Source organism: Congregibacter litoralis KT71, from assembly GCF_000153125.2.
Lineage (GTDB): Bacteria > Pseudomonadota > Gammaproteobacteria > Pseudomonadales > Halieaceae > Congregibacter > Congregibacter litoralis.
On the sequence record NZ_CM002299.1, the window covers coordinates 4,239,527 to 4,264,617 of the forward strand.

Here is a 25,091-nt window from a genome sequence, read left to right on the forward strand (position 1 = left end):
CTTGTGAATCATCGCAACATCCCAGGCCAGCAAGACTGATGTCTTTGTTCAGTGAACTGCGCCGCCGCCGAGTGTTTCGCACGCTCGGCATTTATATCCTCGCTGCCTGGGGTCTGATGCAGGTCGCCGATGTTTTGCTTCCGGCCTTGTCCCTTCCGGAAGCAAGTATTCGCTACCTCCTACTCGCCAGCGTTGCCGGCTTTCCCGTTGCCCTCGTGTTTGCCTGGTTGTATGACATTGGCGCTGACGGTATTCGTCGCACACCAGGGAGAGAGGCCCTCGAGGGCACTGAAGACGACGGTGAAGGTCAGCTTTTAGGTAAAGGGGATTACCTGATCCTCGCCGGGCTGCTGGGGATACTCGCGACGATCACCCTGGGCGTCGTACGCAATGCCGACGACTTACTTGAGTTGCCGCCGATTTCGGCGTCCTCAGAAACCGAGCTCCCCATGATCGCTGTGCTGCCCTTCGCACAGCTCGGAGGTGGCGAAGACGGTGAGTTCTTTGCCCTGGGGGTGCACGATGACCTGTTAATCAGTCTGTCGAAGATCAAAAATCTGCGCGTTGTCTCCCGCACTTCGGTGATGGAATACGCGAAAACCACAAAACAGATTCCAGAGATTGGCAAAGAGCTGGGTGCCAGCGTGATTCTCGAAGGCGGAGTTCGCATTGCCGGCGGACAGATTCGTATGAACACCCAATTGATCGACGCCAGCACCGATGCGCAGCTATGGGCTGAAACCTTTGATCGCGCCCTCACCGCTGAGAATATTTTTGCCGTCCAGACAGAAGTTACCCGCGCCATCACATCAGCGCTACGCTTGACCCTGAGTCCCAAAGAAGAGAGCGACCTGAAAAAGCAACCCACCCGCAATTTGGCGGCGTATCGCGCCTTTCATAACGCCATGCAATTTGCCCGTAGCTACAATCCGGGATTTGCCAACTATCGCGAGAATTACGAGAAGAAACTTGAAGACGCCATTGCCCTGGATTCTCAATACACGCGGCCCATCATGGAACTCGTTGGGAGCCTCGCGCAAAGGAACCAGCGCGAACAGAATGAGACGGATATCGCGCGGATCGAGGAGTTGATTGCCAGGATACAAACACTGGATCCCGGCTCCTCGGAAGCCATCACGGCGGAAGCCTACTACTTTTACTACGTACTTCGCGACTTTGATCGCGCGGACGAGCTCATCGCGCGCGCTCAGTCTCTCAACCCCTCGGACACCCGGCTTCTGGAGATTCAATCCTGGATCAAGCGGCGCAAAGGGGACTGGGAAGGTTTTGTAGAGACCGCTCGACGCGCCACCCTCCTTGAGCCCAATGACCTGTCTCACAAGGCCACTTTGGTAAGACGACTCATGGTCGTGCACGACTACGCCGAAGCGCAGGCTGTTGTCCTTGCTGCAGGGCAGGCAAATCTTGAGATCGCGATTTTCCGCAATCAACTTGAGTTATCGCGGCATCATGATCTGGAAACATATCAAGAGGGTTTGGCGCAGTTCATGACCCAGGCCTCACCGGCGAGGCAGCGGAGTCTTTTTCTCCAGCACTGGCTGATTCAGCTCTCCCTGGGTGACATCGAGGGCGCCTCCCAAAGTCTTGCGACAGCGGAGGATCTCATTTTCGGCGGAGGCAGCGTAGACAAAGCCGATCAACTGCACTACGCAATGTTGGCCTTAGAGCAGCACCTGCTGACGGGTGACATGAGCGCCCTGGAGAAGCAGGTCGAGGCTATGAAGAACACATTCGGGGTTGAAAGCCTGGTTGCCGACGATCACGACTATGCATTGATTTATGGACGCAGACTCCACGCCACGGAGAAGGCATTCCTGGCCCTCGCGGAAGGGAACCGGCAGCAGGCAAAGCAGATTACCGACCAACATATCCTGGCATCCGCCGGCAATCACGTAGAGCTGTTTTTCACGCGGGAGCTGATCTGCCGCAACCTTGGCTTACTGGCCGACGCAGAGGGGGCGGTGCGTTGTTTGCGTGAGGGCTTTGATCAGCCCAGCGATGTGCATCCTTTTCTGGAGCCACGGTTACCCCACTACGCCAGGATCAGGGACAGCGCGGCGTTTAAGCAACTCAAAACCGAGCTCATCGCCCAGGGCTGGCTGGACGGCTAAGCCCCTATCGATGCTCTAGAGGCGAACGCGCAGGCCCAGAAAGAAGCGGCGACCAAAAACATCGTACAACTGTGGCGCCGTATTGGATTGCGTCGCACCCCTGCCCATTAACGGCGGCTCCTCTTCGAAGATGTTGCTCACCCCACCGTAAATTTCCGCTCGCTCGCCAAATTCAAAACGACCCGAGAATTCAAAGTAATTTTGAGAGCCGATGTCCCCGAGGACAGTCGGATAGCAAAACTCGGGAGACTCCTCACAGGTGATATCAATATGGTTAGCAATCTCTCCAATCCAACGCCAATTGAGCGCCAGGGATAGGGGACCTGAGTAATAGGTGAGACGCGTACTGCTGCGATACTCCGGCACTACCTGAAAGAGGGGAACACCAAAATTACAGGCTCCGCCGTAAAAGCCTGCGCAATCCGTTTCGACGCTGTCGGCCGTTGCCTGAAAGGTGTTCTCCATTGCGTAGTTGAACAGCAGCTGCAGCGCAATGGATGCGCTATGCCCTGGGAGCGCCAGACTGTCACCCAGATCAAAGCGGTAATTCACCGTGAGGTCGACACCCTCGGCAGAAATGTTCGCGAGGTTGTACTGAGGATTGGTGTATTCGCTGATGTCACCCGATGGGGCTCTGACGAGAGAGTTACAAAACTGGCTGTCCGGGTCGGCGGAGTCGGCGCACAGCCCCAGGGAACCCTCAAAACTCGTACCGCCGATGGCATCTTCGATTTCAATGCGGTAGTAATCCAGGGACAAGGACAGGTCCTCAGCCCACTCGGGTTGAAGCACCACGCCGGCGGTAAAGGTATCTGCGGTCTCGGGATCCAGAGCCGTGTTACCACCGCCCTCAAGAACGAGCAAGGGGAACTGCTCCGTAGCTTCATAGATACCCACCTGATCGGCGGGTATGCCCTGGGCCACACAAAGATCCGTCAGTCCATTGCCGACGGGATCCGCCGATGCACTACAAAAATCTGTCGATGAGTCAAAAATAACGCTCGGCTGGGCCCGTGGCTGAGCAAAAAGCTCCTCGATATTGGGTGCACGAATCGCCTGCTGTGCCATGGCGCGAAAACGCAGGGAGCTCGTGGGCGCCCAGTCGAGACCCACTTTCCAGTTGTCAGCGACTCCGGAGAATTTGTAATCGGAGTAACGATACCCCGCCTCAATGCCCAGGTAGTCGGCAAAGCGCTCACCGGCCAGGAGGGGCACCAGGGCTTCGAGAAAGACCTCTGCGACATCCGTGGCGCCCTCGATGGGAGCCTGAGCGTTGGCTCCCAGGACATTGGCATTCAGGAAGTTAGGGTCTGGATTTTCCTTTGAGGAAAGCTCGCGCCATTCCAGACCTGCAGCGATGCCAATGGGGCCTGCCGGTAACTCGTAGGCATCGCCGGTAAGAATAAGGCTGACAATATCCTCATCGGTATCACTGGTGGAGATGAGGTCGCCAATCTTGAGGAACTCTACAGCGTCAGCATTAATGGGCAGGCCAAAGGGATTGAAGGGTACGCAGCCGTTTGAGGGGTCGACGCAGGCTCCTGTCGCGGGATCTACTAACAGACCCTGGGCAAATCGATCGGCAAACACAGCATTGCCGGACACGAATTCTCCTCGCACCTGAGACATGCTGTAGCTCGCTTCCCATTCCCAACTGGAAGCAAAATCACCTTGCAAACCGAGCACCGCGCGCAGGGTATCGGACTCCCGGGACTGTATCCGTGGTCCGGTATCGACCAGACGCTTTGCAAAAATAAACTCGGCCACGCCATCACCGTCGGGGTCGTAGGCACCATTGGCAAACTGGCTGCGTTGAGCCGGCGTGAGCAGGGGATTGTCCAGATTCACCCTGGCCTGAACGAAGGCCGGTGGCGGCGCCAGCTGTGAGGTGGAAGATGTCTGGGAGTAGACCAACTCACCAAAAGCACGCAGCTGATCGTTGATCTCGAATTTGCCAAACACGGCTGCGGAGTCACGCCGCAACGGGGTTTGCAGGTAATTGTCCGGCTGGAAGTTGTATTGGTCTTGCCCACGAACAAAGGCGCGGGGCGATCCATCCTCGTTAAAGGTCACGCTACCCGGGAATCCGCCGCTGCCCGGCGCAGGCGCTGCCGGGAAGACAATGCTGCCCGCGGGGATCGTGCCACTGCCTGCGGGCACCAGGGCGCCGCCGTCGGCGGGATTAAAGCTCTCCTGAAGACGCTCCGTGGTGAAAACCCGGTCGCCGGCAAACACCTCTTCGCGGTCCTGATAGTTCAAAAACCCCGTCACGCTCCCGCGGTCATTGCCAAAACCAAAGACCGCACTCAGGTCGGCAACCGCGCCATCCCCCTCTTCATAGCTGTCGTACTGAGCCGTGACCTCAAGACCCCTGAAGTCGTCGTTGAGAATGAAGTTCACCACGCCCGCGACTGCGTCGGACCCGTAGACGGTTGAAGCGCCCCCCGTGACGATCTCTACACGCTTGATCAACTGAGATGGGATGGTGTTGATATCCACGGAGCCCTCGGGGTCCGCGGGAATCAGTCGTCTGCCGTTGAGCGTCACCAGAGTGCGGTTCGAACCTAAACCACGAAGATTCAAGGACGCGGTGCCATTACCTGGATTATTACTGGTTCGATTATTGAGGGGCACGAGCTGGGGAGCATCGTTCACCAGATCCTCAATCGCCGTGATGCCCGAGAGGGTAATCTGCTCGGCATCCAGTGTCACCAGAGGTGATATGGAGGTGTAATCCTTGCGCTTAATCCGCGAACCCGTGACTACCACCTCTTCAATCTCGGCGCCCGGGTCAACACTCGAGGACGTTGGCGACTGCGCCATGGCTATGGACGAGGCGAGAGTTGTAAGCGTTGTCAGAGTGGTCAACAGAAAAGGCGTTTTCTTATTCATTGTCTGTCTCGGGTAGCCTCAGTTGGGTGCAAGCCACCCAACAATACTGCTTCATCGGTGATGCAACAATGTACAAAATGTCGCAGTGCAGGGAACCCCCGCTCCACAATGCTCAGGCTTTCATCTCCACGCGAAGAAATCCCGAGATATCGTCGCGCCTCCACATGGCATCGCGGTAACCCAGGGCGATGAGCGACTCCACAAAGGGCCTGGCAAACAAGAGATAGGATGCCGCCGTCGAGCCTGCCCCACTTTCCGTGCCCCCCGTGGCGCGGAGCAGAAAGCGCACGCTGGGGTGTAGAGCATCGATATGCGTCGCCGCAATCACATCCAGCTCTTCCGTTGGAGAAATCACCTGGCGCTCGATGAAACGAAGGTCTGATGCATTGTCCCGGGAATCCGGTGGCAAGGAAGCGAGGAGCTTGTTGATACGATCCAGACGCTCAATGTCGCTTTCGAGGCTATCGATGAAGGCGCTATTAAGAAGATGACCAATGATCTGCGCCAGAGATGGCGAATGCGCGGCGCTGGTTCTCGGTAAGGGGTCAGCGGGGTGCCGCTCACGATTGGCGCTCACGCCAACGATAAACAGGCGATCCGCACCCAGGTGCAGGGCGGGGCTGAGAGGCGCCAGCTGCCGCACCGCGCCATCACCAAAGTATTCATATTCGATACGGGTTGCGGGAAACATCGTGGGGATGGCCGACGATGCCATGAGATGATCGGTGTTCAGCAAGGTGCGCCGACCACTGCGCCGGTAGCGTGACCAGTCACTGACATCGCTTCCGGCCTGATAAAAACACATGGACCGCGCCGACTGATAACCCGTTGCTGTCACGCAGACCGCATCGAGGTCGCCCCGGGCAATGGCGCGGTCGATTTTTTCGAAGTTGATGGTGCTCTTAATCAGCTCTCGCAGAGGTGAGTTGTCCAGCAGCGCCACGGGTTTTCCCACGCCTACACCGCGATTCACCAGGGACAGGGCGAGGCGACCGCCGCTGCGCGCCATGGCACCCCAACCGCTGCGGTATACGTCGTCGGGCGTCAGTCCCATCCATACGGACTCCAGGATAGCGACGCCCTCCGCAAAGCTGCCGTCATGGGCCGCTACGGTGACAGCGTTGATGGCCCCAGCCGAGGTGCCGCAGACCACGGAAAAGGGATTTTTGGCCCCTACCGGCAAGAGTTCGGCAATCGCTTTTAACACACCTACCTGGTAAGCAGCGCGAGCGCCGCCGCCAGAGAGAATGAGCGCGTTTTTCATAAGGTCTCGCGGCTGCCAGTCTTGAAGCTACGATACCGGCTGCGGCGGGGAGACGCTACGCCGGATCAGGACCGCGATGGGGAGCTCAGATAAGTGTCCCTAATCACGTTTCAAGCTCAGGACGATTTTCGAATTGATGCAGAGACTCGGGGTTTGCCAGGGACTCGGTGTTATCGATGGTCTCGCCATTCACCACTTTACGCACGGGAATCTCAGCAATCTTCCCGGAGCGCGTGCGAGGGATGTCCGTTACGGCGAGAATCTTGGCAGGCACGTGGCGCGGCGTGTTTTCTTTTCGGATGGCGAGGCGGATATCGGCAGCCAGCTCATCGCTGAGCTCCTCGCCCGCTTTGAGCACCACAAAGAGCACTACCCGCACATCATCATCCCAGTTCTGACCGATGCAGACGCTGTCCATCACGGCGTCGATCTTCTCGACCTGGCGATAAATTTCTGCGGTACCAATGCGAACGCCGCCGGGATTCAGCACAGCATCAGAGCGACCGTGAATAATCATGCCACCGCTGGGCGTAACTTCGGCGTAGTCGCCGTGCGCCCAGATGCCGTCGTAGGATGAAAAGTAGGCATCGTGGTAGCGCTTGCCATCGGGATCATTCCAAAAGCCCACGGGCGCCGAAGGAAAGGGTTTGACGCATACCATTTCGCCCTTGGTCCCGGTGACGGGCTGTCCCTCCTCGTCCCACACCTCCACCGCCATACCCAATCCCGGGCACTGCAGCTCTCCCTCATAAACAGGCAGGCACTCGTTGCCCAGCACAAAGCAGGAAATGATGTCCGTGCCGCCGGAGATGGACGACAGGCAGACGTCCTGTTTTACGTCGCGATAGATATAACGAAAGCTTTCATGGGAAAGAGGCGACCCCGTCGACAGTACCGTTCGCAGACTCGTGAGTCTATGGGTGGTGGCTGGCCTGATCCCCTGCTTTTCCAGGGCCGAGATGTATTTGGCACCCACGCCGAACACATTGATACCGTCCTCGTCCACGATGTCGAGAAGAACATCCGGGGCAGGATAAAAAGGTGAGCCGTCGTAGAGCACCAGGGTCGCACCGCTTGCCAGCCCGCCGACCATCCAGTTCCACATCATCCATCCGCAGGTCGTAAAGTAAAAGAGTACATCGCCCGGGGTCAGTCCCACATGGAGCTGATGCTCCTTCAGATGCTGTAACAGCGTACCCCCGGCACTGTGCACAATACATTTAGGCGCCCCCGTGGTCCCCGAGGAGTACATGATAAAGAGGGGGTGATCGAAGGGTAATTGCTCGAACAGCAAGCCGGGGGCGTCGCCCGCTGCTGTTTGCTGCGCCGCAAGGTAAAGCGGCCAGGCTATGGCCCCCTCCACTGACACATCCACTGATACATCTGATTCATATAATAGGGGAACGACTACCGTTGTACTCAGGGATAACTGAGACGCGACTTCGGCGACCTTGTCCCGGCAGTCGATGGTTTTACCGTTATAAAAATAGCCATCACAGGCAATCAATACCTTGGGCTGGATCTGCCCGAAGCGGTCAAGGACGCCACTCACTCCAAAATCTGGGGAGCATGACGACCACAGTGCGCCAATGCTGGCAGTCGCAAGCATCGCGATAATGGTCTCGGGCACGTTGGGGAGCATTCCCGCAACGCGATCGCCTTTCGCTACACCGCTCTCGCGGAGCGCGGCAGCTGAGAGGGCCACCTGCGTGTGAAGCTCTGGCCAACTGATCTCACGGCGCTGGCCATTTTCGAGTCTTGCCACAATGGCAGTGCCATCGGATCGCCGACTAAGAAGATTCTCAGCGTAATTAAGTCGTGCGCCGTCGAACCAGCGGTCGCCGGGAAAACGATCTCCATCGGACAGCACCGCATCGGCCTGTCGGCTAGCCCTTAGCTCCGTAAAGTCCCAGACAGATTGCCAGAACCCTTCCAGATCTGTGACGGACCACTGGTGGAGGTCGCTGTAACAGTCGAAGGATTGATCCGTGCGTTCGCGCAGAAAGGCCTGATAGCGATGGAGGGGGCTGCGCTCAACTCTCTCGGGATCGGGCCGCCAAAGAATGTGATCCTCGTCCACGCGTTGTCCTGCTCAGCTGCCTAAAACCCGCACCTTATCAGCATTGTTTTAAGTCCCCAATACAGGGGACTTTGACATGAGGGTCCTCCCAACAGTCAGCCTTGGCGCAATACCTTAGCGGCGGCGAAGATCCTGCTCTTCGTCGATCCTGATCGCCTGGGTCTCCAATTTAACCAACTCGCGCAGTCCAAAGAAAAATACCGAGCCCAGAACAAGCAGATTCAATATTGGCAATGATGCATCTTCCATTTTCGTAATCCTCCACAGTAAGACTGTGCTGTTTCAATGAGTGAAGTGCGTGGCGAGCTGCGCCGCGAACAAAGAGAGGTACGTCCGTCTTTTTAATGATGGACGCCTGCGTTTACTTTGTGTCCAGGCCCCAGGTCGCGACAAAAGCGCTACACCTCTGACATTCAGGTGCTGACTCTTGGCTTTCCCTGAGTCGCTTTTGCGCTCTCAAAGAGACAGTACTGGGCTTATTGATACGCTGCGGAGCCAATGGGATTTGGAGCGTAAATGATTCTCAATTGCACCAAAATGGTGCGGGAAACCGCGACAAGACATGAACAGTAGTGAGCCAGGAGCCGTTTTTGCTGCGTAAAGTCCCCGAAACACACTTTTGGAGATGTCCCAATGAACAAGCTTAATCGTCGTAACTTTCTTAAAACCACCGCAGTCGCCGGTTCAGGTCTGTTGATTGCCCGCTTCAGTCACGCGCAGGAAATCGTGACCGAGGATGACGGAACAGCCGTAGCCATGGGCTACGCAGCTGATCACAGCACCGTCGACACCGCCAAGTGGACCAAGAAGGCCGGCCCCGACGGCGCCAAGCAGCAATGCACGACCTGCACGCTTTATCAAAAGATCGACGACGAGTATGGACTGTGCCCCATCTTCGCGGGCAAGCGCGTCCACGCCTCCGGTTGGTGTAACGGCTGGGTAGCCTGAAGTAAAAGCAGCGCCCATAGATTCGGCCGACGAGATGCTGGCGCGTCAGCGGCAGCACCCTCAGGCGATTTGGGTAAGGCAATGACGTCCATAGCTTCGATACAGGTGGGCGCTGCGCATTTGACCACAGCGTTCCTCTTTGGGGGAACGCTGCTCTACTCCTCGGCCTTTGCCGCGTTTCTCTTCAAGACGCTTCCACCGGACGAAGCAGGCGCCCTCTTACGTAAGGCGTTTGCATCTTTTTATCTATGGCTCATCGCAACGGCTTCCCTGGCCGCTGCATTGCTCGTAAACATCGACCCGATCGCCTGCGCGATCCTCGCGGTTGTGGCCGTAGCAACGATTCCCCTGAGGCAGCAGCTGATGCCGGCCATCAATCGAGCGGCGGACGCGGGTGAGCGCAAACAGTTCAACCGGCTGCACCTGTTCTCGGTGCTGGCGGGACTTATCCAGATCGCCGCTATGGCCTACGTGCTCCTGCGCGTCTTTTAACACTCACTGGAGTGCCGCCTGAATACACCATTCCCCTGCTCCGGCGGAAACATTGAAATATACGTCCATTCCGCCAACACTATCGCGTCTAGCGTTTTGAAAACCGGGCAGCGAAGCGGAGTCGTCACCATGGACCACTGTGTAGCAACCATCCCCGGCAGACCGGAGTACTAAGTCATGGATGCCTCCATGGTGTTTCTGCAGTTGGCCATCATCCTGGTGGCAGCACGAGCGGCGTCAACCATCGCGGCGCGCTTTGGAGCGCCAAGTGTCATTGGCGAACTCGTTGCCGGCATCATCCTGGGGCCTAGCCTCCTCGGGTGGCTTGAACCCACGGAGCTCATCCGCTTACTTGCAGAGATAGGCATTATTCTTCTGCTCTTTGAGGTCGGCGTAGATACGGATCTGTCACGCCTGGCCAAATCCGGGTGGCGCTCGGCAAGCGTTGCCGTCGGAGGTTTTTTTATACCCTTCGCTCTTGGCTTTGGACTCAGCCGCTATGTGTTTGGCCAGGATCTCATCCTCGCGCTCTTTATTGGGGGCACACTGACCGCCACGAGCATCGGCGTAACGGTGCGTATCCTTCGCGACGTGAGTCGCCAGGACAGTCGCGAAGGCCAGATTGTTCTGGGTGCGGCGGTGATAGACGACGTATTGGGCGTGCTACTGCTGGCGTTTCTTTATGAGTTTGCGCAAACGGGAGACCTGAGTATCACGAATGTGGGACGCCTCTCCCTGCTCGTGGGTCTGTTTTTTGTTCTCGCCCCGGTGCTGGCTAAAGTGCTCTCGGCGGTGATCAGTCGTTTTGCTGCCAATGACGAAAGCACCGGTGTCGTCGCAACGCTGGTCGTCGCGCTGGTCCTGCTTTTCGCCTGGGCAGCGCACGCCTCCGGGGCCCCGGAGTTACTGGGTGGTTTTGCCGCGGGACTGGCTCTGTCGCGACGCTTCTTTCTGCCCTTCGGGGCGGCCCTTGGCCGGGACCCGAACTTTGCTGATCGGGTACAGCGCGAAATGCGCCCCATCGTCTCTCTATTCACACCGATATTTTTTGTCACCGTGGGCCTGTCATTGGATCTTCGCGAGGTGGACTGGGCTTCCGCCTTCGTCTGGCTGTTCTCCATCAGCCTGGCTATCGTCGCCATTCTCGGGAAAATCGCCGGCGGTTTTTTGCTCAGCAAAGAACACTGGTTAATGAAATTTGCCGTCGGTATGGCGATGGTGCCTCGCGGAGAGGTCGGTCTCATCTTTGCCGAACTTGGCCGCGTAGCCGGTATCTTTGATGGCCCGACTTATGCGCTATCGTACTGGTCATTGCCTATACGACCTTGTTCTCGCCTTTCTGGATAAAAATGTTCTACCGCATCTATGGCGATCGACAGGAACTACGCTGACCCGCCGGGAATCCACCGTGACAGGAAAACTGCTGAGAAAACTTGTGCTGGGAGCGCTGCTCCCGGGCTTTGCTGCATGCACGGAACTACCTTTTCAGGACACGGCTCTACCGGCGGTTCCGGAAACGGCGCAAATCATTATTGTGAGCGAGGTTCACGACAACCCCCGACACCACCTCATCCAGGCGGAGTACATCCGGACATTGCAGCCCGCTGCCGTCGCCTTCGAAATGCTTACGAGCGAACAAGCAGAGATTTCCAACAGCACAGCGGAACGCGGCCCAGCCTTGGCCGATGCCATCGGCTGGCATGACAGTGGCTGGCCCCCCTGGGAGATCTATCAACCGGTTTTTGAAGCGACGGGGAGCACAAAGATTTACGGGATGGCCTTGCCCCGGGAGCGTGTGCGCCGAGCCGTCGGAGAAAGCGCCAGCGCCGTCTTTGCGGGCGACAGTAAAGCCTTTGGACTCACCACGCCCCTCCCCGATGATCAGCAGGCAGCCCGGGAGGCGCACCAACAGGCGGTGCACTGCAACATGCTGCCGCTCGAACTCCTCGGTGGCATGGTGGAAGCCCAGCGCCTTCGGGATGCCTCCTTTGCCGCAACGGCGCTCACGGCCCTAAGGGAGACCGGCGGTCCCGTCGTGGTGATCACCGGAACGGGCCACGCCCGAAAGGACTGGGGGATGCCCGAAGCAATCGCAGCAGCATCGCCCGATACGGTCGTAGTGAGCATCGGCCAGCTGGAGAAAGCAGCCACCCAGAGCGCAAACAAGGCTGCGTCTGACGATGAAAGTTTTTACGACCACAGGCTCTTCGCAGACCCCGTAGGCAGAGAGGACCCCTGCCAGGGAATGATGCAATGAATGACGAAGGGCCGAGCTCCCGACGATTACGCTGGCTTTACATGGCCAGCCTTATCCTCGCCGGCGACAGCATTTATCTCCTGGTGTACATGCGCCAGAGCTTTCAAACGAGCATGCACGAGGTCTTTGAGATCAGCTACACCCAGCTTGGCATCATGAATTCCATGTACGGGCTGCTGGCCATTACTGCTTACTTCGCCGGTGGCTGGCTCTCGGACCGGGTCGCAACGCGAACGCTCCTGAGTTTTTCACTGTTTGCGACGGGCCTGGGCGGCTATTACATGGCGACGATCCCCAGCTATCCCATGCTCCTTGCACTCCATGCCTTCTGGGGCGTTTCAACCATCCTCACGTTCTGGGCGGCCCTGGTTAAGGCGACGCGCCTGTGGGGTGGATCCGATGATCAGGGGCGCACCTTCGGCATTCTCGATGCCGGGCGGGGTCTCGTAGGCGCGGTCATGATGACCGCCGGCGCCTGGGTGTTTTCACGGTCTGCCCTCGCCGCCGACGGACTGGTGGACGTCATTCTGCTCTACGCGACGGCATCAATGGCGGCGGGGCTCTGCGTCCTCGCCTTTATTCCTCCGGATCATGCCCACGGCTCCCTCACGCACAGCGACAATAGCAACGCTCCCGCAGGACAGCTACGGGTTGTGGCGAGAATGCCCGCCGTGTGGCTTCAGGCGCTTATTATTCTCATGGCCTATTGGCTCTATCTGGGTTCCTTTGAATTCGCCACCTTTGCGGAAAAGGTTTTTGATCAGGACAAGGTCTTTGGCGCGAGCCTCAGTGCTTTTCGGGAGTGGCTCCGGCCTGTTTCTGCCATCGCCGCAGGCTTCCTGGCGGACCGCATTCGAGCCTCCCGCGCGGTATCCATCGCTTTTATCACCTCTGCAGTGGGCTATGGCGCCCTCGCGCTTATTCCCGGCAGGGCGGATCTTCTGTGGATGCTATGGATTCAGATCTCCGCCGTCGCCATCGCGGTTTTCGCGTTGCGGGGCATTTATTTTGCGCTGATGGAAGAGAGCAAGATTCCCCTGCTGGTCACGGGTACCGCCGTGGGCCTGGTATCAACCATCGGGTTTACCGCCGACGTCTTTGCCTACCCCATGGTCGGCTGGTTCCTGGACAACTACGGACCCGCAACCGGCTACCAATACTATTTCAGCATTCTCGCCGGTGCCTCGGTGTTTGGTCTGTTTTTGACCCTTACCCTGGGCTGGCAAAACCAGCGGGGAAAACCCCGAGAGCAGTGATATCCGCAGTTACTTCAATCGCACCCCTTCACGGGCCTATACTGAGGTAATCATTAGCCGAGCGATCAGGGCCTCATGAAAACACCCATAGACACCTATCTAACCATCCTCGCCCAGAAAGACGGCTCCGATTTGTACCTCAGCACCGGCGCCCCGCCCAGTGGAAAGTTTCAGGGGACGCTGATACCCATGTCGAAAACACCCTACAAATCGGGTGAGATCGAAGCCATTGCCAACGCCATCATGGACGAAGAACAGCGGGAAGCTTTTGCTCGCGACCTGGAAATGAATCTCGCGGTCTCCCTGGCTCAGATCGGGCGTTTCCGTATCAACATATTCAAGCAGCGCAATGAGATTTCTATCGTCGCGCGCAACATCAAAGCCGATATCCCCAAGTTCGAGGATCTCGGCCTGCCAGAAGTTTTGAAAGAAATCATCACCACAAAACGCGGTTTAGTACTGTTTGTGGGCGGCACCGGCTCGGGAAAATCAACATCCCTGGCGGCGCTGATTGATCATCGCAACAGCACGTCTGCGGGGCATATCATTACCATCGAAGATCCCGTGGAGTATGTGCACAACCACAAGAAAAGCATCATCAATCAGCGGGAAGTGGGGGTTGATACCCGGAGCTTTCAGGCGGCTCTGAAAAACACCCTGCGCCAGGCGCCGGATGTGATTCTCATCGGCGAGATTCGCGATCGCCAGACCATGGAGCACGCACTGGAATTTGCCGAAACCGGTCACCTGGCAATATCCACGCTCCACGCGACGAATGCCAATCAGGCCCTGGAAAGGATCATCAACCTGTTCCCCGAGGATCGCAAACATCAGCTTCTCCTCGCACTGTCCCAGAACATGCGCGCCATTGTTTCCCAGCGACTCATCCCCACGGTGGACGGCAAGCGATGTGCCGCGGTAGAAGTCTTGCTGGGCACCAAAACTATCCAGGACATGATCCTGAAAAATCGCCTGGAAGAGATTAAGGAGATTATGGAGAAGTCGGAAAACCTGGGCATGCAAACCTTTGATACGGCGCTCTTCAAACTCTACAAAGACGAAAAAATCACCTTCGACGAAGCCGTCGCAAACTCGGATTCGCCCAATAACCTGCGCTTGAAAATCAAACTCTCCAAGGAAAACGATGCACCCGAGGAGCCGGCCTTGCCGGACGAAAAACCCGCGGAAGCCCCCAAGGCAAATCCCTTCGACTCGAGCTTTGGCGAGCTGAAACTGGAAACCATCGACGACGATGACGAGAACCCCTTCAAGGGGTCTGGTGCTTAGGGCTTTAATCCACAGTCGCGAGTGACTCCTCACGAATGCGAAGAGAGTTCAACACGATGGTGATGGATGAGGCGGCCATGGCGATTGCGGCGACCGCCGGGTGTACCCAACCCACGAGCGCCGCGGGTATCGCCACCAGATTGTAGATCACCGCTCCAAAAATATTCTGGCGCAAGACCCCACCGGCAGAAGAAACCAGGGTCAGCAATCCCGGAACGCGCTCCACACCGCCGCGGAGCAGGGTTGCAGCGGAGGCCGTGCGCGCCGCATCCAGAGCGTTTTCTACGGCGACCCCCAGATCTGCCGCGGCGATCGCCGGACCATCATTGAGACCATCTCCCACAAAGGCCGTAGCACAACCCTGGGCGGCGTCTTCAACAATGGATACCTTGTCTTCCGGTGAGCATCGGGCAATGCCCTCCACCCCCAACTCCCGCGCAATACGCGCCACGGGCTTGGAAGCATCGCCGCTCAGAATAGTCACCGCTATCCCCTGGCTTTTTAGCCACTCAATAGCATCCCGGGCACCCGGGCGAAGAGGGTCATGAAGATCAATGGCACCAAGCACCTCATCGTTGCGTGCCACCCACACACGCGAAAACCCCTCGTCCTCAGCAAAGGGGCATTGAAGACCTTCCTCCTCAAACCACTGCGCGCTACCCACGCGCAAGATCGTCGCCGCAGACTCCAGGCGTACGCCCCGTCCCACCACCGTGCGAGTGTGATCTGGCGTTTGCCCATGGTTTTCTTCATCGCGATCAAAGAACCCATAAGTATCCAGCTTCAGGTTGCGCGCCAGAGCCTCTCTGACGATGGCCGTTGCCAGAGGATGACGGGAGTGTCGTTCTACCCGCGCCGCCAGGGCAAGAAGCTCCCCCTCGCTCACACCGGCCACGGGCTTTAGGGCGCATACCACCGGCTTGCCCTCGGTCAGCGTGCCGGTTTTATCCAGAAACACCCGACGTATTTTTTCGGCCCCGGTCAGCACCCGCAGATCCCGCAGCAAAATCCCCGCCGCTACCGCCCGACGCGTCGCGCCCAGTCCTGCCAGGGGCGCCGCAAGGGACAGGGCGCAGGGGCAGGCAATAACAAACACGGCGATGGCACGCTCGGCGACCGCTATTGCTCCGGCACCGGTCGCCACCGCAACACACCCGCCGATGACCGCAGCGATGGTCGCGAGGAGCAAAAAGTAACGCGCCACCAGATCAATACGACGCTGCCAATCGGGCTTGCGCATCAGGGTGGAACGAACCTGCCGGGCCAGGGCGTCGATGCGCCGATCGCCCGACGCGCCCGTGACCCGAAGCTTCAGGGGGCCTTCTACCACCACCTCCCCGGCACAGAGCGCATCCCCGGTCTTTACACGAATCGCCCGGGACTCCCCGGTCAACAGATGGCGGTCCAGGAGTCCGTCGCTTCCCTCGACCACACCGTCTGCGGCCAGGGTGTCCCCCACCTCGGCAAGCAACAGATCGCCTGCAGCGATCTGGCTGACAGGAACAATCTCCAACGCCCCGTTGGTGGCTATTCTGGCGACTTTTCCTGGGGCGAGATCCAGGAGCTGCGCCAGGGCATCGCGGCCCCTGCGAGCCACCTTTAACTGTATGAGACGCGCTAACAGTTGGAGAGTGATGAGCGCGACCGCCACCTCGAAATACACGTCGGCACCGCCGCCGGCCAGGGAAAACACCGATAAAGCTACAGCGCCGGCGACACCTATGCTCACCAGGGCATCGATACCCGCGGCACCCACCCGCAGGGTTGCAAAGGCCATGGCGTAAAAGGGCCGGCCACAGACCAGGATTACGGGCAGACTGGCGATCGCCGCCGCCCAGGCGAGGCCGTGGGCCACGGCGGCATTCGGCGCCGCGTCGAGATAGAGGCCAATAGATGGCAGCATGGTCCACATACCAAAGAACATAGCGACCACGAATTTAAGTCGCAGGGAACGCTCCGGCGCGTCGACGCCATCGCCGGCGGCTTCTTCGCCCGGCCTGCGCGCTGTATAGCCGAGGCTCGTAATGACGTTCCGGGCGGCATCAGCGTTCTGTTGCCCCGAGCGCCAGCGAAGGAGAGCGGCGCCCGCTGCCAGGTCCACGGAGGCCTCGACCACCCCGGGAAGTTGTCCCAGGCGCCGCTCCAGCGATGAGGCGCATCCACCGCAGAACATGCCGTCAACAATTAACAGTTCGTCGATATGCGCCGAAGACGAAAGTGCGCTAACGGCCTGATTCATGGGGCTCAGCCGTCACCAAAGACGGCGTTGAGCTCTTCTCCCCCGCTCCAGGGCGCGGTGCGCTCAGGATCACGCGCTCGCCCCTTGGCGATTTCGTCGGGCGTCAGGGGCGAGGCGTCATTTCCCCAGGTGGAGCGAATGTGGCTCGTCACCGAGGCAAGCTCTGCATCGGACAATCTCGAAAAGGCCGGCATGACGCCGTTGTAGACCGCGCCCTGCACCTGGATAGGCCCCTGGATACCGTAGAGCATGATCTGCACAAGACGCTCCCGGGAGCCCAGCACCCAGCGCGAATCAACCAGGGGCGGAAACACGCCGGCCAGGCCCTTGCCGTCCGCCTGATGGCAGGCAACGCAGTTGGCCGCAAAAACCTGAGCCCCATCGACCTGGTCCATGGTGGGCACCTCGATGGGTGTTCTACGGTCACCGGCCGTGAGGGGGAAGCCGGCATTGGCAAAGTAATACCAGACCCCCCAGGACACCATGACCACCGCCAGAATCAACAGCGGCAAAGGCGTGGGATTGCGCAGCTCTTCGGGTTCATCGCGCTCCCGGGACTGGGTCCGGGCGCGATTTTTTTGCTGGGGTGTCACGGCCCTACCTCCTCACCGGCATCCGCCCGGGGAATCTCATTCACCTCGTAGGTCCGATCGAGTTCCAGCAGGTACTGCACGAGATCGAGGGCCTCCGGCAGCGCGACAATGACACCACTCTCGGGCGCGTAATCCGGCGGGAGATCCACCACGACGCCGCCTTCTTCTACCGCATCTACCTCCGCAAACAAAAACGGATAGCTGGGCATGATGCTCCAGGGCATGATGGCCCGGGGATTGTAGAGGTGGGACAAATGCCATGCGCTGCTCGGCTGCCGGGCTCCGATGTTCAGAAGATCAGGACCCGTGCGCATGGTCCCCAGCAGGTGCGGCGAATCATAGGTGTAGTCACCGGGCACCGATGGACGACCCCATCCGCGCAGACCGTCAGGCCCGAGGGAAGGGTCCCGGGGCTGCTGGCTGTGGCAATACACACAACCCAGGCTGACGTACAGGTCGCGACCGCGCTGCGCCGATTCGGAGTAGGGCTCCAATCCCCGGGGCACCTTGGCCGATGACTGCAGCTGAATCGTGGGCATGACAACAATCATCAGGGTGGCAAACAACAGAATCATTGCCGCGCCTGCGAGAATTCCAACGGCGCGCGTCATGCTGGCTGCTCCTGACGTCGGAACAAGGCCGCGCCGGGCTTCCGCGCTCCCCAACCCAAGAGGATAAGGAATGCGTGGCCGGTGAAAATCAGATGGCCGAGGGTCATGAGGCTACCTCCTGCGGAACGTGCCACCAGATAAGGCTCGGTGATAAGCACCGAATCCATGAAAGGCCTGTCGGGATCGAGCATCGCGAGGCCCTGTAACCAGCCGCCGATGGTCAGGGGCCAGAAGTAGACAAGAAAGCCCGCGAACACCAGCCAGAAATGCGCCGCGATCGCCCGGGGAAAGGGCCACTCCCTCCCCGTCACCCGGGGCATGATGAAGTAGACGCTGCCGAACATGACGAAGGCGAAAAAGCCGTAGGCACCAAGATGCGCGTGGGCCACGGTGTAATGGGTGAAGTGAGTCACCGCATTCACACTGCGAAGCGCCTCCAGAGACCCCTGCACGCTGGCAGCGGTGTAGAGCATTGCGCCAACCGTTACAAAACGCAGGGTGGGGGAGTAAATCAGCAGTCGCCAGTGCCGCGCCACGGTCATGTGATGGTTTACGGCCACGGATAGCACAGGAATCACCATCATCACACTGTGGACAATGGACAGCGTGACGGCCCAGGTGGGCACGGGACCGCCGATAAGATGATGAAGACCGACCTGGGAGTAAAAAAGCGCCAATGCCCAGAAGCCGATGAGTGACAGACCGTAGGAATAGATGGGGGCACCCACAATCTTGGGGATCATGTAGTAAGCCGCGGCCAGCCCGAGCGGCGTCATCCAGAGCCCCAGCACGTTGTGGGCATACCACCAGTTGAGCATGGATTGCTCAACGCCCCCGAAGAGGTTGGGCAGATTCGCGGTAAGGAACAGCATAGGGAACCAGATGAGCGCGGCGATGAGATACCAGGCACTGACGTACAGATGCTGCACCCTGCGCTGGAGCAAGGTCAGAATCAAAGGCACAGCCGCAAACCCTCCACCGAGCACCAGCAGGATATCCACGATCCAGGGAAACTCCAGCCATTCGAGACCGTCGCTGTAGCCCAGGAGAACAGCAGCAATACCGCCGATTACACCCAGGTTCCACACCACGGCTCCCAGTGTGGCCCAGTTGGCTCCCACCAGCGGTGTTTTAAATAAACGGGGGATCAGCCAGACACCCACAGAGATCCCCGCCATGGAGGACCAGCCGTAGGCCGCGGCATTGAGGTGCGCAGGTCGAATGCGCCCAAAGGTTAGCGCGGCGTCTTGAACTAAAAACTCGGGAATGTGCAGCTTGAGGGACGCCACCACGCCCAGAAGCGAAGCCACGGCCAGCCAGAGGAGCGACGACATCATCCAGACCAGCACCGGCACGCGCGTTGAGGCGTCGGCGATCCAGCGAGCAGCCAGGGCATCATCGACGGCGCTGCTGTCCTCGTCCTCTCCGGGCTCGACCACGCGGTCGTCATCCCGCGAGCGCTGCATGTCCGCGCGATCAGCTTCGGTCATGGCGGGGTCTTCGATACGACCCACCTCACCTTCCGCGAAGATCGTGCGAGCCGCGCGCTCCCCCAAAGTGAACTGGTCATTCGCAAGAGCCCAGATCAGCAACGCCAGACCGCCAACGGAAATCACGAAGGTCGCGGCAAGGAGAAACGAAATTGCTGTGGTCATAAAAAGTCGCTTATCTGATGACAGGGAATCTGGAAGGACTGACGGATCGTAGTTACCTGCACGCACTCACTTGCACGTAGTTACTTGCACTTAGGTACGTGCCTCTGCGAAGGGGTGTTCACCGCCGTCGTGTGTTTGTCCATGTAGTACAAGACAGGGCCGCACGGTGAAAACAGGCTTTATCGGGAGATTTTTTGCATGTCCATCATCACCTTGCTGCGACCGAAACAACGCGCAAGCAGCGCCCTCGTTCATGCGAGCTCCTGCCGCGGCTACGTCGTTGAGCTGGACCCCGAGGAGCAAAGCTCACCCCGGATGCTGGAAAGCCTCACGGGGAAAGTGGTGCACTTTCGCTCCCTGGACCGTGTCCGTGATGCCCTCAGGCGGCGAGGCGTGCGCAGAGCGACACTGGTGCAGTCCCACGCCTGCGAGGAACTGAGCGCCCTCGGCGTCTCAAAAGCTGAAGAGCGGGGTGTCACAGTCCTCGATGAAACGGGCAGCTGACGCCCTGCCTGAGTTTGTGCGCCTGAGCTGACACATCAGGGCGCGTTCATTTGTCGTGGAACAGACCCAGGCTGCGGTCTCATCAGGCACCCGGGCAGGCATCCATTTCCTAAGAAAGGCTTATCAGAGCGCTGACATCGCCCTATGATGGCAACCCTTTGGCAGCTGGACGCACCCCTGAACACCATCACTCCCCGACAGCTCGGCACCCGTGAGGTCATTCTCCTCGCCGCTGCGGGCGCCATCGTCACGGCAAACGCCTACTACATACACCCGATCATTGGGCCCGTGGCAGACAGCTTTAAGGTGAGCTATGGACTTGTGGGTCTGGTGCCGGCGCTGAATCAGATCGCCCTGGCCCTGGGGGTACTGTTTCTTCTGCCCCTGGGTGATCGCATGAGCAACCGCCGCCTCGCCGTTATCTGCATCGGCGCCCAGGTCGCGGCTCTCGTCTTGATGGCCACGGTAAAGGACTACTGGCTGTTTATCACAGCGTCGAGCCTTCTTGGTTTTTTTACCATCACGCCCTATTTGCTTCCGGCCTACACGTCCAAACGCGTGCCCATAGAGCGTCTGGGCTTTGTCACCGCCGTTCTGACAACGGGTGTCATCGCCGGTGTACAGCTCTCGCGGGTGACCTCTGGCGTCATGGGTGAACTACTGGGTTGGCGGAGTGTTTACTGGATGGCCGCAGGGCTGATGGCACTCTCAATGCTTGTGCTGCCAATGCTCATGGACCGGGACGAGACCTCCGAAGAAATCCCCGGAGAGAGCTATGGCAGCTTGCTGAAGTCCCTCATCCTGTTGGCCACGGGCCACCCCCGGGTCATGATCTCCGGCGTGATTCAGGGGCTGGGCTTCTCGGCATTTTTATGCTGCTGGCTGGGCATCGGACTACATCTCACCAGCGACGAACTCAAACTGGGAACGGACACCGTGGGTTACCTCGCGGCCTTCTCTGGCGTGGGCCTGCTGGTAACGCCGCGCCTCGGGCGCTGGGCCGATCGCTTCGGCGCCGAGCGGGCGCGTCTACGCGTGGCCATCATCAACTTCCTGGGCATTTTGACCCTGAGCCTGGCGCCCATCCACTGGCTGTTTCTGCTCCTACCCATCGGCATTATGAGCACCGTGGGACCCATGGTGGATGTCACGGGGCGCATGACCAGCCTCAACAAACCACCGGCGGTTCGCACCCGCCTGATGACCCTGTACATCACCCTCATGTTTCTGGGCGGCGGCATGGGTAGCTGGACCGGCGCCCTCGCCTACGATCTTGGCGGCTGGTGGGGCACCGTGGGTCTCAGCAGCTTTTTCGCAGCCCTGGTATGCCTTTTGTCATGGCAGCAGGCGCGGGAACGCTGAGGCGTTCAACGCCCTCAGGGATCTCTTGGGATTAAACCGGCGGCCTGCAGGCAGCTAATCCTGGCTCGATAACCTTAGCTCCACCCCTCACCTGCACCTCTCACCTCCTCTCCTTAGCTACACACCCGTAGCTGCACACCCGTAGCTGCACACCCGTAGCTGCACACGGGGGATTATGCGAGTATTCGACTCCCCTGGATTCACACAAGGCGATTCAATATGAGCACCGTCAGGTCCATCCTGTCCACGTTGACCCTGGCCTCGAGCCTCCTGCTGTCCGGCACAGGCAGTGCCGCCGATGAGGCAGAGGCCCTTTTGTCGGAGGCCACCTTCGAGGGCCTGACCCTCCGCAACATCGGCCCGGCGGTGCGATCCGGGCGTATCGCAGACATTGCTATCCATCCCCAGGACGAGAACACCTGGTATATCGCGGTGGGTTCCGGCGGTGTCTGGAAAACCGTCAACGCCGGCACCACCTTTGAGCCGGTTTTCGACGACGAGGGCTCCTATTCCATCGGCGCCGTGGCTCTGGATGCCAACAACAGCAATACGGTATGGGTGGGCACCGGCGAACACGGCGGCGGCCGGCACTTCGGCTTTGGTGACGGCATCTACAAGTCCATGGATGGCGGCAAGACCTGGACAAACATGGGTCTTGAGGATTCCCAACATATCGGCGAAATCATCGTCCATCCCGAGAACTCCGATGTCATCTACGTTGCCTCTCAAGGGCCGCTCTGGAGCCCCGGCGGCGATCGTGGGTTTTTCAAGTCAGCGGATGGCGGCCAGACCTGGACCAAGACCCTGGGCGATGAGGCCTTCACCGGTGTAACTGACATTGCCATCGACCCACGAAACCCGGAGCGAGTCTACGCCGCAACCTGGCAGCATCATCGCACTGTGGCGGCGGTGATGGACGGCGGTGCAAAGTCCGCTATCTATCGCAGTGAAGATGGTGGGGATAGCTGGAAGAAACTGTCCGAGGGTTTGCCCGAAGGCAAGATGGGCAAGATCGGCCTGGCAATATCGCCGCAGCAGCCGGACATTGTTTACGCCGCCATCGAACTCGACCGGCGTAAAGGAGGCACCTGGAAGTCGACGGATGGTGGCGAGTCCTGGACTCAGCAATCGGAGGTCATCTCCGGTGGCACCGGCCCCCACTATTACGTGGAGCTGTATGCATCACCCCATCGCTTTGACCATCTTTACATGATGGATGCCTCCATGAAGCAATCCCTCGACGGCGGCAAGACCTGGGGACCCGTGAACCGTCAGCACCGTCATGGGGACAACCATGCCCTGGCCTTCAAGCGCAGCGATCCCGATTACCTGCTCCTGGGCACCGATGGCGGGGTCTACGAGAGCTTTGACCTGGCGGACAACTGGCGCTACATGCCCAATCTGCCGGTCACGCAGTTCTACAAGCTGGCCGTGGACGATGCGGCGCCCTTCTACAACATCTACAGCGGTACCCAGGACAACGGCACCCAGGGCGGCCCCTCGCGCACGGACAGCGTCAACGGTATACGCAACTCTGACTGGAGCCTGGTGCTGAACTGGGATGGCCATGCACCTGCCACAGAACCTGGTAATCCGGATATCGTCTACGCCGAGCGTCAGGAGGGCGCGCTGTCGCGCATCGACATGACCACCGGCGAAGTCGTGGATATCCAGCCGCAGGCGGGCGAGGATGAGGATTACGAGCGTTTTAACTGGGACGCGCCGATCCACGTCAGCCCCCACAACCCCGCGCGCATTTACTTCGCCAGTCAGCGAGTCTGGCGCTCAGATAACCGTGGCGACAGCTGGCAGGCAATCTCCGGTGACCTCACCCGCAATGAAGAGCGCTTCGAGTTACCGATTATGGGTCGCCAGCAAAGCTGGGATTCATCCTGGGATGTGCTCGCCATGTCCAACTACAACTCTATTACGTCGCTATCGGAATCACCGTTAGTGGAGGGCCTGATTTACGCGGGCACCGACGATGGCCTCCTGCAGGTTACGGAGGATGGCGGGGCTAACTGGCGATCCGTCGAGGTCAGCCGCATGGGCGTTCCCAAGCGCGCCTTCATCAACGACATCAAGGCCGATCTCCACGATCCCGACACGGTTTACGTAGCCCTCGATAACCACAAGTACGGCGACTACGCACCGTACCTGTTAAAGAGCACTGACCGCGGACAGAGTTGGGAGTCCATCAGCGGTGACCTGCCCGAGCGACATCTTGTATGGCGTATGGTGCAGGATCACGAGAAACCGGAACTCCTGTTTGCCGCAACGGAGTTCGGCGTGTTTTTCTCTATCGATGCGGGTGATAACTGGATCGAGCTTGAAGGTGGCGTACCGACGATCAGTTTTCGGGACCTCGCCATCCAACGCCGGGAGAACGACCTCGTGGGCGCATCTTTCGGGCGGGGATTCTTCATTCTGGACGACTACAGCGCACTGCGCGAAGTCAGCAAAGCGTCCCTCGAACAGGAAGGCTCCCTCTACTCAACGCGCAAAGCCTGGCTGTACATCCCCCGCTCCGACCTGGATTTTGATGATCTCAAAGGCTCTCAGGGAGCCTCGCACTACGTCGCACCCAACCCGGACTTCGGTGCGGTATTCACCTACCACCTCAACGGGGGGCTGAAGACGCGCAGTGAGACGCGCCAGGAAGCAGAGGCACCGCTGGAAGCGGACGGCAAGAACGTCGCGTTCCCGGGGTGGGACGCCCTGGCTAAAGAGTCTATGGAAGCCGAGCCCGCTATTTTGCTAGTGGTCAGAGATGAGGACGGGAATGTTGTACGTCGCATCGAAGGTCCACGGGAAAAAGGCTTCCATCGTGTGGCCTGGGATCTGCGCTATCCGGCGCCCAAGGTCATCAGGTTCAATGAAACAGATGACGACGATGAGCCCTCCCGGGGTCTCATGGCCGCGCCGGGAACCTATACAGCTACGCTCTATAAGCGTGTGGACGGACAGGTGAGCCAGCTCGACGACCCCATCGAGTTCCAGGTGGAACGTCTTTACCAGGGCGCCCTACCCGGTGCATCCGATGAAGACGTCGCCGCCTTCTGGCGCGCCTGGGAAGATGCCACCCGGGAAGCGTCCAGGCTTGACCTTGAACTCGCTCGCGCCATCGATCGCGTCGACGCCATGGGCACAGCCTTGTCGCTCTCCCGTGCGGATGCCGGTGGGCTGGACGCACGCGTGCATGAACTAAGGGAAACGCTCCATGCGCTGAATGCAGAGATCAAGGGCAATCCTGCGAAACTGGAGGTGGGCGAGAAAACCCGCACCACGATTTCTCAGCGGCTCTTCGCCGTAGAGCGAACGGTGTATCGCTCCCTCTACGGTCCCACGGAAACCAGCCAGCAGCAGTTGGCCCTGGCCAATAAAGCCATGGCATCCCTTCGGGAAAAACTGGAAAGTGCCGAAGCGACCGTAGAGGAACTCAGTGAGGCGCTAGTTGAAGCCGGCGCACCCCACGTTGAGGGTGTCTCTCTTAACTGAGACGACAGAGCCCCTAAGATT

18 protein-coding genes are annotated in these 25,091 nt (G+C 59.1%); 10 read left to right on the forward strand and 8 right to left on the reverse strand.

Annotated elements, in window-relative coordinates:
• Positions 1-38 precede the first annotated feature (38 nt).
• Positions 39-2,132: an adenylate/guanylate cyclase gene (locus tag KT71_RS19115; RefSeq protein ID WP_008293670.1), complete on the forward strand. Its 2,094-nt coding sequence runs from the start codon at positions 39-41 to the stop codon at positions 2,130-2,132.
• A 15-nt stretch (positions 2,133-2,147) separates the two neighbouring features.
• Here the strand turns inward: KT71_RS19115 and KT71_RS19120 are convergent, their stop codons facing one another.
• From KT71_RS19120 to KT71_RS21260, 4 genes are all read right to left on the reverse strand, one after another.
• Positions 2,148-5,024, reverse strand: a complete 2,877-nt coding sequence (locus tag KT71_RS19120) for a TonB-dependent receptor domain-containing protein (RefSeq protein WP_008293669.1) — start codon at positions 5,022-5,024, stop codon at positions 2,148-2,150.
• 112 nt (positions 5,025-5,136) lie between these two features.
• Positions 5,137-6,288 (reverse strand): patatin-like phospholipase family protein, encoded by a 1,152-nt coding sequence (locus KT71_RS19125; RefSeq protein WP_008293668.1) that lies wholly within the window; start codon positions 6,286-6,288, stop codon positions 5,137-5,139.
• Between the two features lie 103 nt (positions 6,289-6,391).
• Positions 6,392-8,368, reverse strand: coding sequence for an acetoacetate--CoA ligase (locus KT71_RS19130; protein ID WP_008293667.1), 1,977 nt, complete (start codon positions 8,366-8,368; stop codon positions 6,392-6,394).
• Positions 8,369-8,482: 114 nt separating this feature from the next.
• Positions 8,483-8,617, reverse strand: a complete 135-nt coding sequence (locus KT71_RS21260; RefSeq protein WP_008293666.1) for a hypothetical protein — start codon at positions 8,615-8,617, stop codon at positions 8,483-8,485.
• A gap of 384 nt (positions 8,618-9,001) precedes the next feature.
• On the opposite strand from KT71_RS21260, the gene KT71_RS19135 reads away from it, so the two are divergent.
• From KT71_RS19135 to KT71_RS19160, 6 genes are all read left to right on the forward strand, one after another.
• On the forward strand, positions 9,002-9,316 hold the full coding sequence (locus KT71_RS19135) for a high-potential iron-sulfur protein (RefSeq protein ID WP_008293665.1): 315 nt from the start codon (positions 9,002-9,004) through the stop codon (positions 9,314-9,316).
• Positions 9,317-9,436: 120 nt separating this feature from the next.
• Positions 9,437-9,808 (forward strand): DUF4149 domain-containing protein, encoded by a 372-nt coding sequence (locus KT71_RS19140; protein WP_238549444.1) that lies wholly within the window; start codon positions 9,437-9,439, stop codon positions 9,806-9,808.
• 177 nt (positions 9,809-9,985) lie between these two features.
• Positions 9,986-11,155, forward strand: a complete 1,170-nt coding sequence (locus tag KT71_RS19145; RefSeq protein ID WP_008293663.1) for a cation:proton antiporter — start codon at positions 9,986-9,988, stop codon at positions 11,153-11,155.
• 61 nt (positions 11,156-11,216) lie between these two features.
• Positions 11,217-12,065: a ChaN family lipoprotein gene (locus KT71_RS19150; protein WP_008293662.1), complete on the forward strand. Its 849-nt coding sequence runs from the start codon at positions 11,217-11,219 to the stop codon at positions 12,063-12,065.
• Complete coding sequence (locus tag KT71_RS19155) at positions 12,062-13,321, forward strand: MFS transporter (RefSeq protein ID WP_023660375.1); 1,260 nt, start codon at positions 12,062-12,064, stop codon at positions 13,319-13,321. Before KT71_RS19150 ends, KT71_RS19155 begins: the two co-directional genes overlap by 4 nt.
• Positions 13,322-13,396: 75 nt before the next feature.
• On the forward strand, positions 13,397-14,608 hold the full coding sequence (locus KT71_RS19160; protein WP_008293660.1) for a PilT/PilU family type 4a pilus ATPase: 1,212 nt from the start codon (positions 13,397-13,399) through the stop codon (positions 14,606-14,608).
• Positions 14,609-14,612: 4 nt separating this feature from the next.
• Here the strand turns inward: KT71_RS19160 and KT71_RS19910 are convergent, their stop codons facing one another.
• Genes KT71_RS19910 through KT71_RS19180 form a run of 4 tightly spaced genes read right to left on the reverse strand, consistent with a single transcriptional unit; the run spans position 14,613 to position 19,706 of the window.
• Positions 14,613-16,847 (reverse strand): heavy metal translocating P-type ATPase, encoded by a 2,235-nt coding sequence (locus KT71_RS19910; RefSeq protein WP_008293659.1) that lies wholly within the window; start codon positions 16,845-16,847, stop codon positions 14,613-14,615.
• 5 nt (positions 16,848-16,852) lie between these two features.
• Entirely contained in the window at positions 16,853-17,440 is a 588-nt protein-coding gene (locus KT71_RS19170) for a c-type cytochrome (protein ID WP_008293658.1), read from the reverse strand.
• Complete coding sequence (locus tag KT71_RS19175; protein WP_008293657.1) at positions 17,437-18,051, reverse strand: cbb3-type cytochrome c oxidase subunit II; 615 nt, start codon at positions 18,049-18,051, stop codon at positions 17,437-17,439. Before KT71_RS19175 ends, KT71_RS19170 begins: the two co-directional genes overlap by 4 nt.
• Positions 18,048-19,706 carry a cbb3-type cytochrome c oxidase subunit I gene (locus KT71_RS19180; protein WP_008293656.1) on the reverse strand — a complete coding sequence of 553 codons (1,659 nt, stop codon included), beginning with the start codon at positions 19,704-19,706 and terminating at the stop codon, positions 18,048-18,050. Before KT71_RS19180 ends, KT71_RS19175 begins: the two co-directional genes overlap by 4 nt.
• A gap of 198 nt (positions 19,707-19,904) precedes the next feature.
• On the opposite strand from KT71_RS19180, the gene KT71_RS19185 reads away from it, so the two are divergent.
• The 3 genes from KT71_RS19185 to KT71_RS19195 all read left to right on the forward strand — a co-directional run bounded on the left by KT71_RS19185 (position 19,905) and on the right by KT71_RS19195 (position 25,070).
• The gene (locus KT71_RS19185; protein ID WP_008293655.1) at positions 19,905-20,210 is read left to right on the forward strand and encodes a DUF6482 family protein; all 306 of its coding nucleotides are present in this window, start codon (positions 19,905-19,907) and stop codon (positions 20,208-20,210) included.
• Between the two features lie 144 nt (positions 20,211-20,354).
• The gene (locus KT71_RS19190) at positions 20,355-21,572 is read left to right on the forward strand and encodes an MFS transporter (RefSeq protein ID WP_008293654.1); all 1,218 of its coding nucleotides are present in this window, start codon (positions 20,355-20,357) and stop codon (positions 21,570-21,572) included.
• A 219-nt stretch (positions 21,573-21,791) separates the two neighbouring features.
• Entirely contained in the window at positions 21,792-25,070 is a 3,279-nt protein-coding gene (locus KT71_RS19195) for a VPS10 domain-containing protein (RefSeq protein ID WP_008293653.1), read from the forward strand.
• The last annotated feature ends 21 nt before the right edge of the window (positions 25,071-25,091 follow it).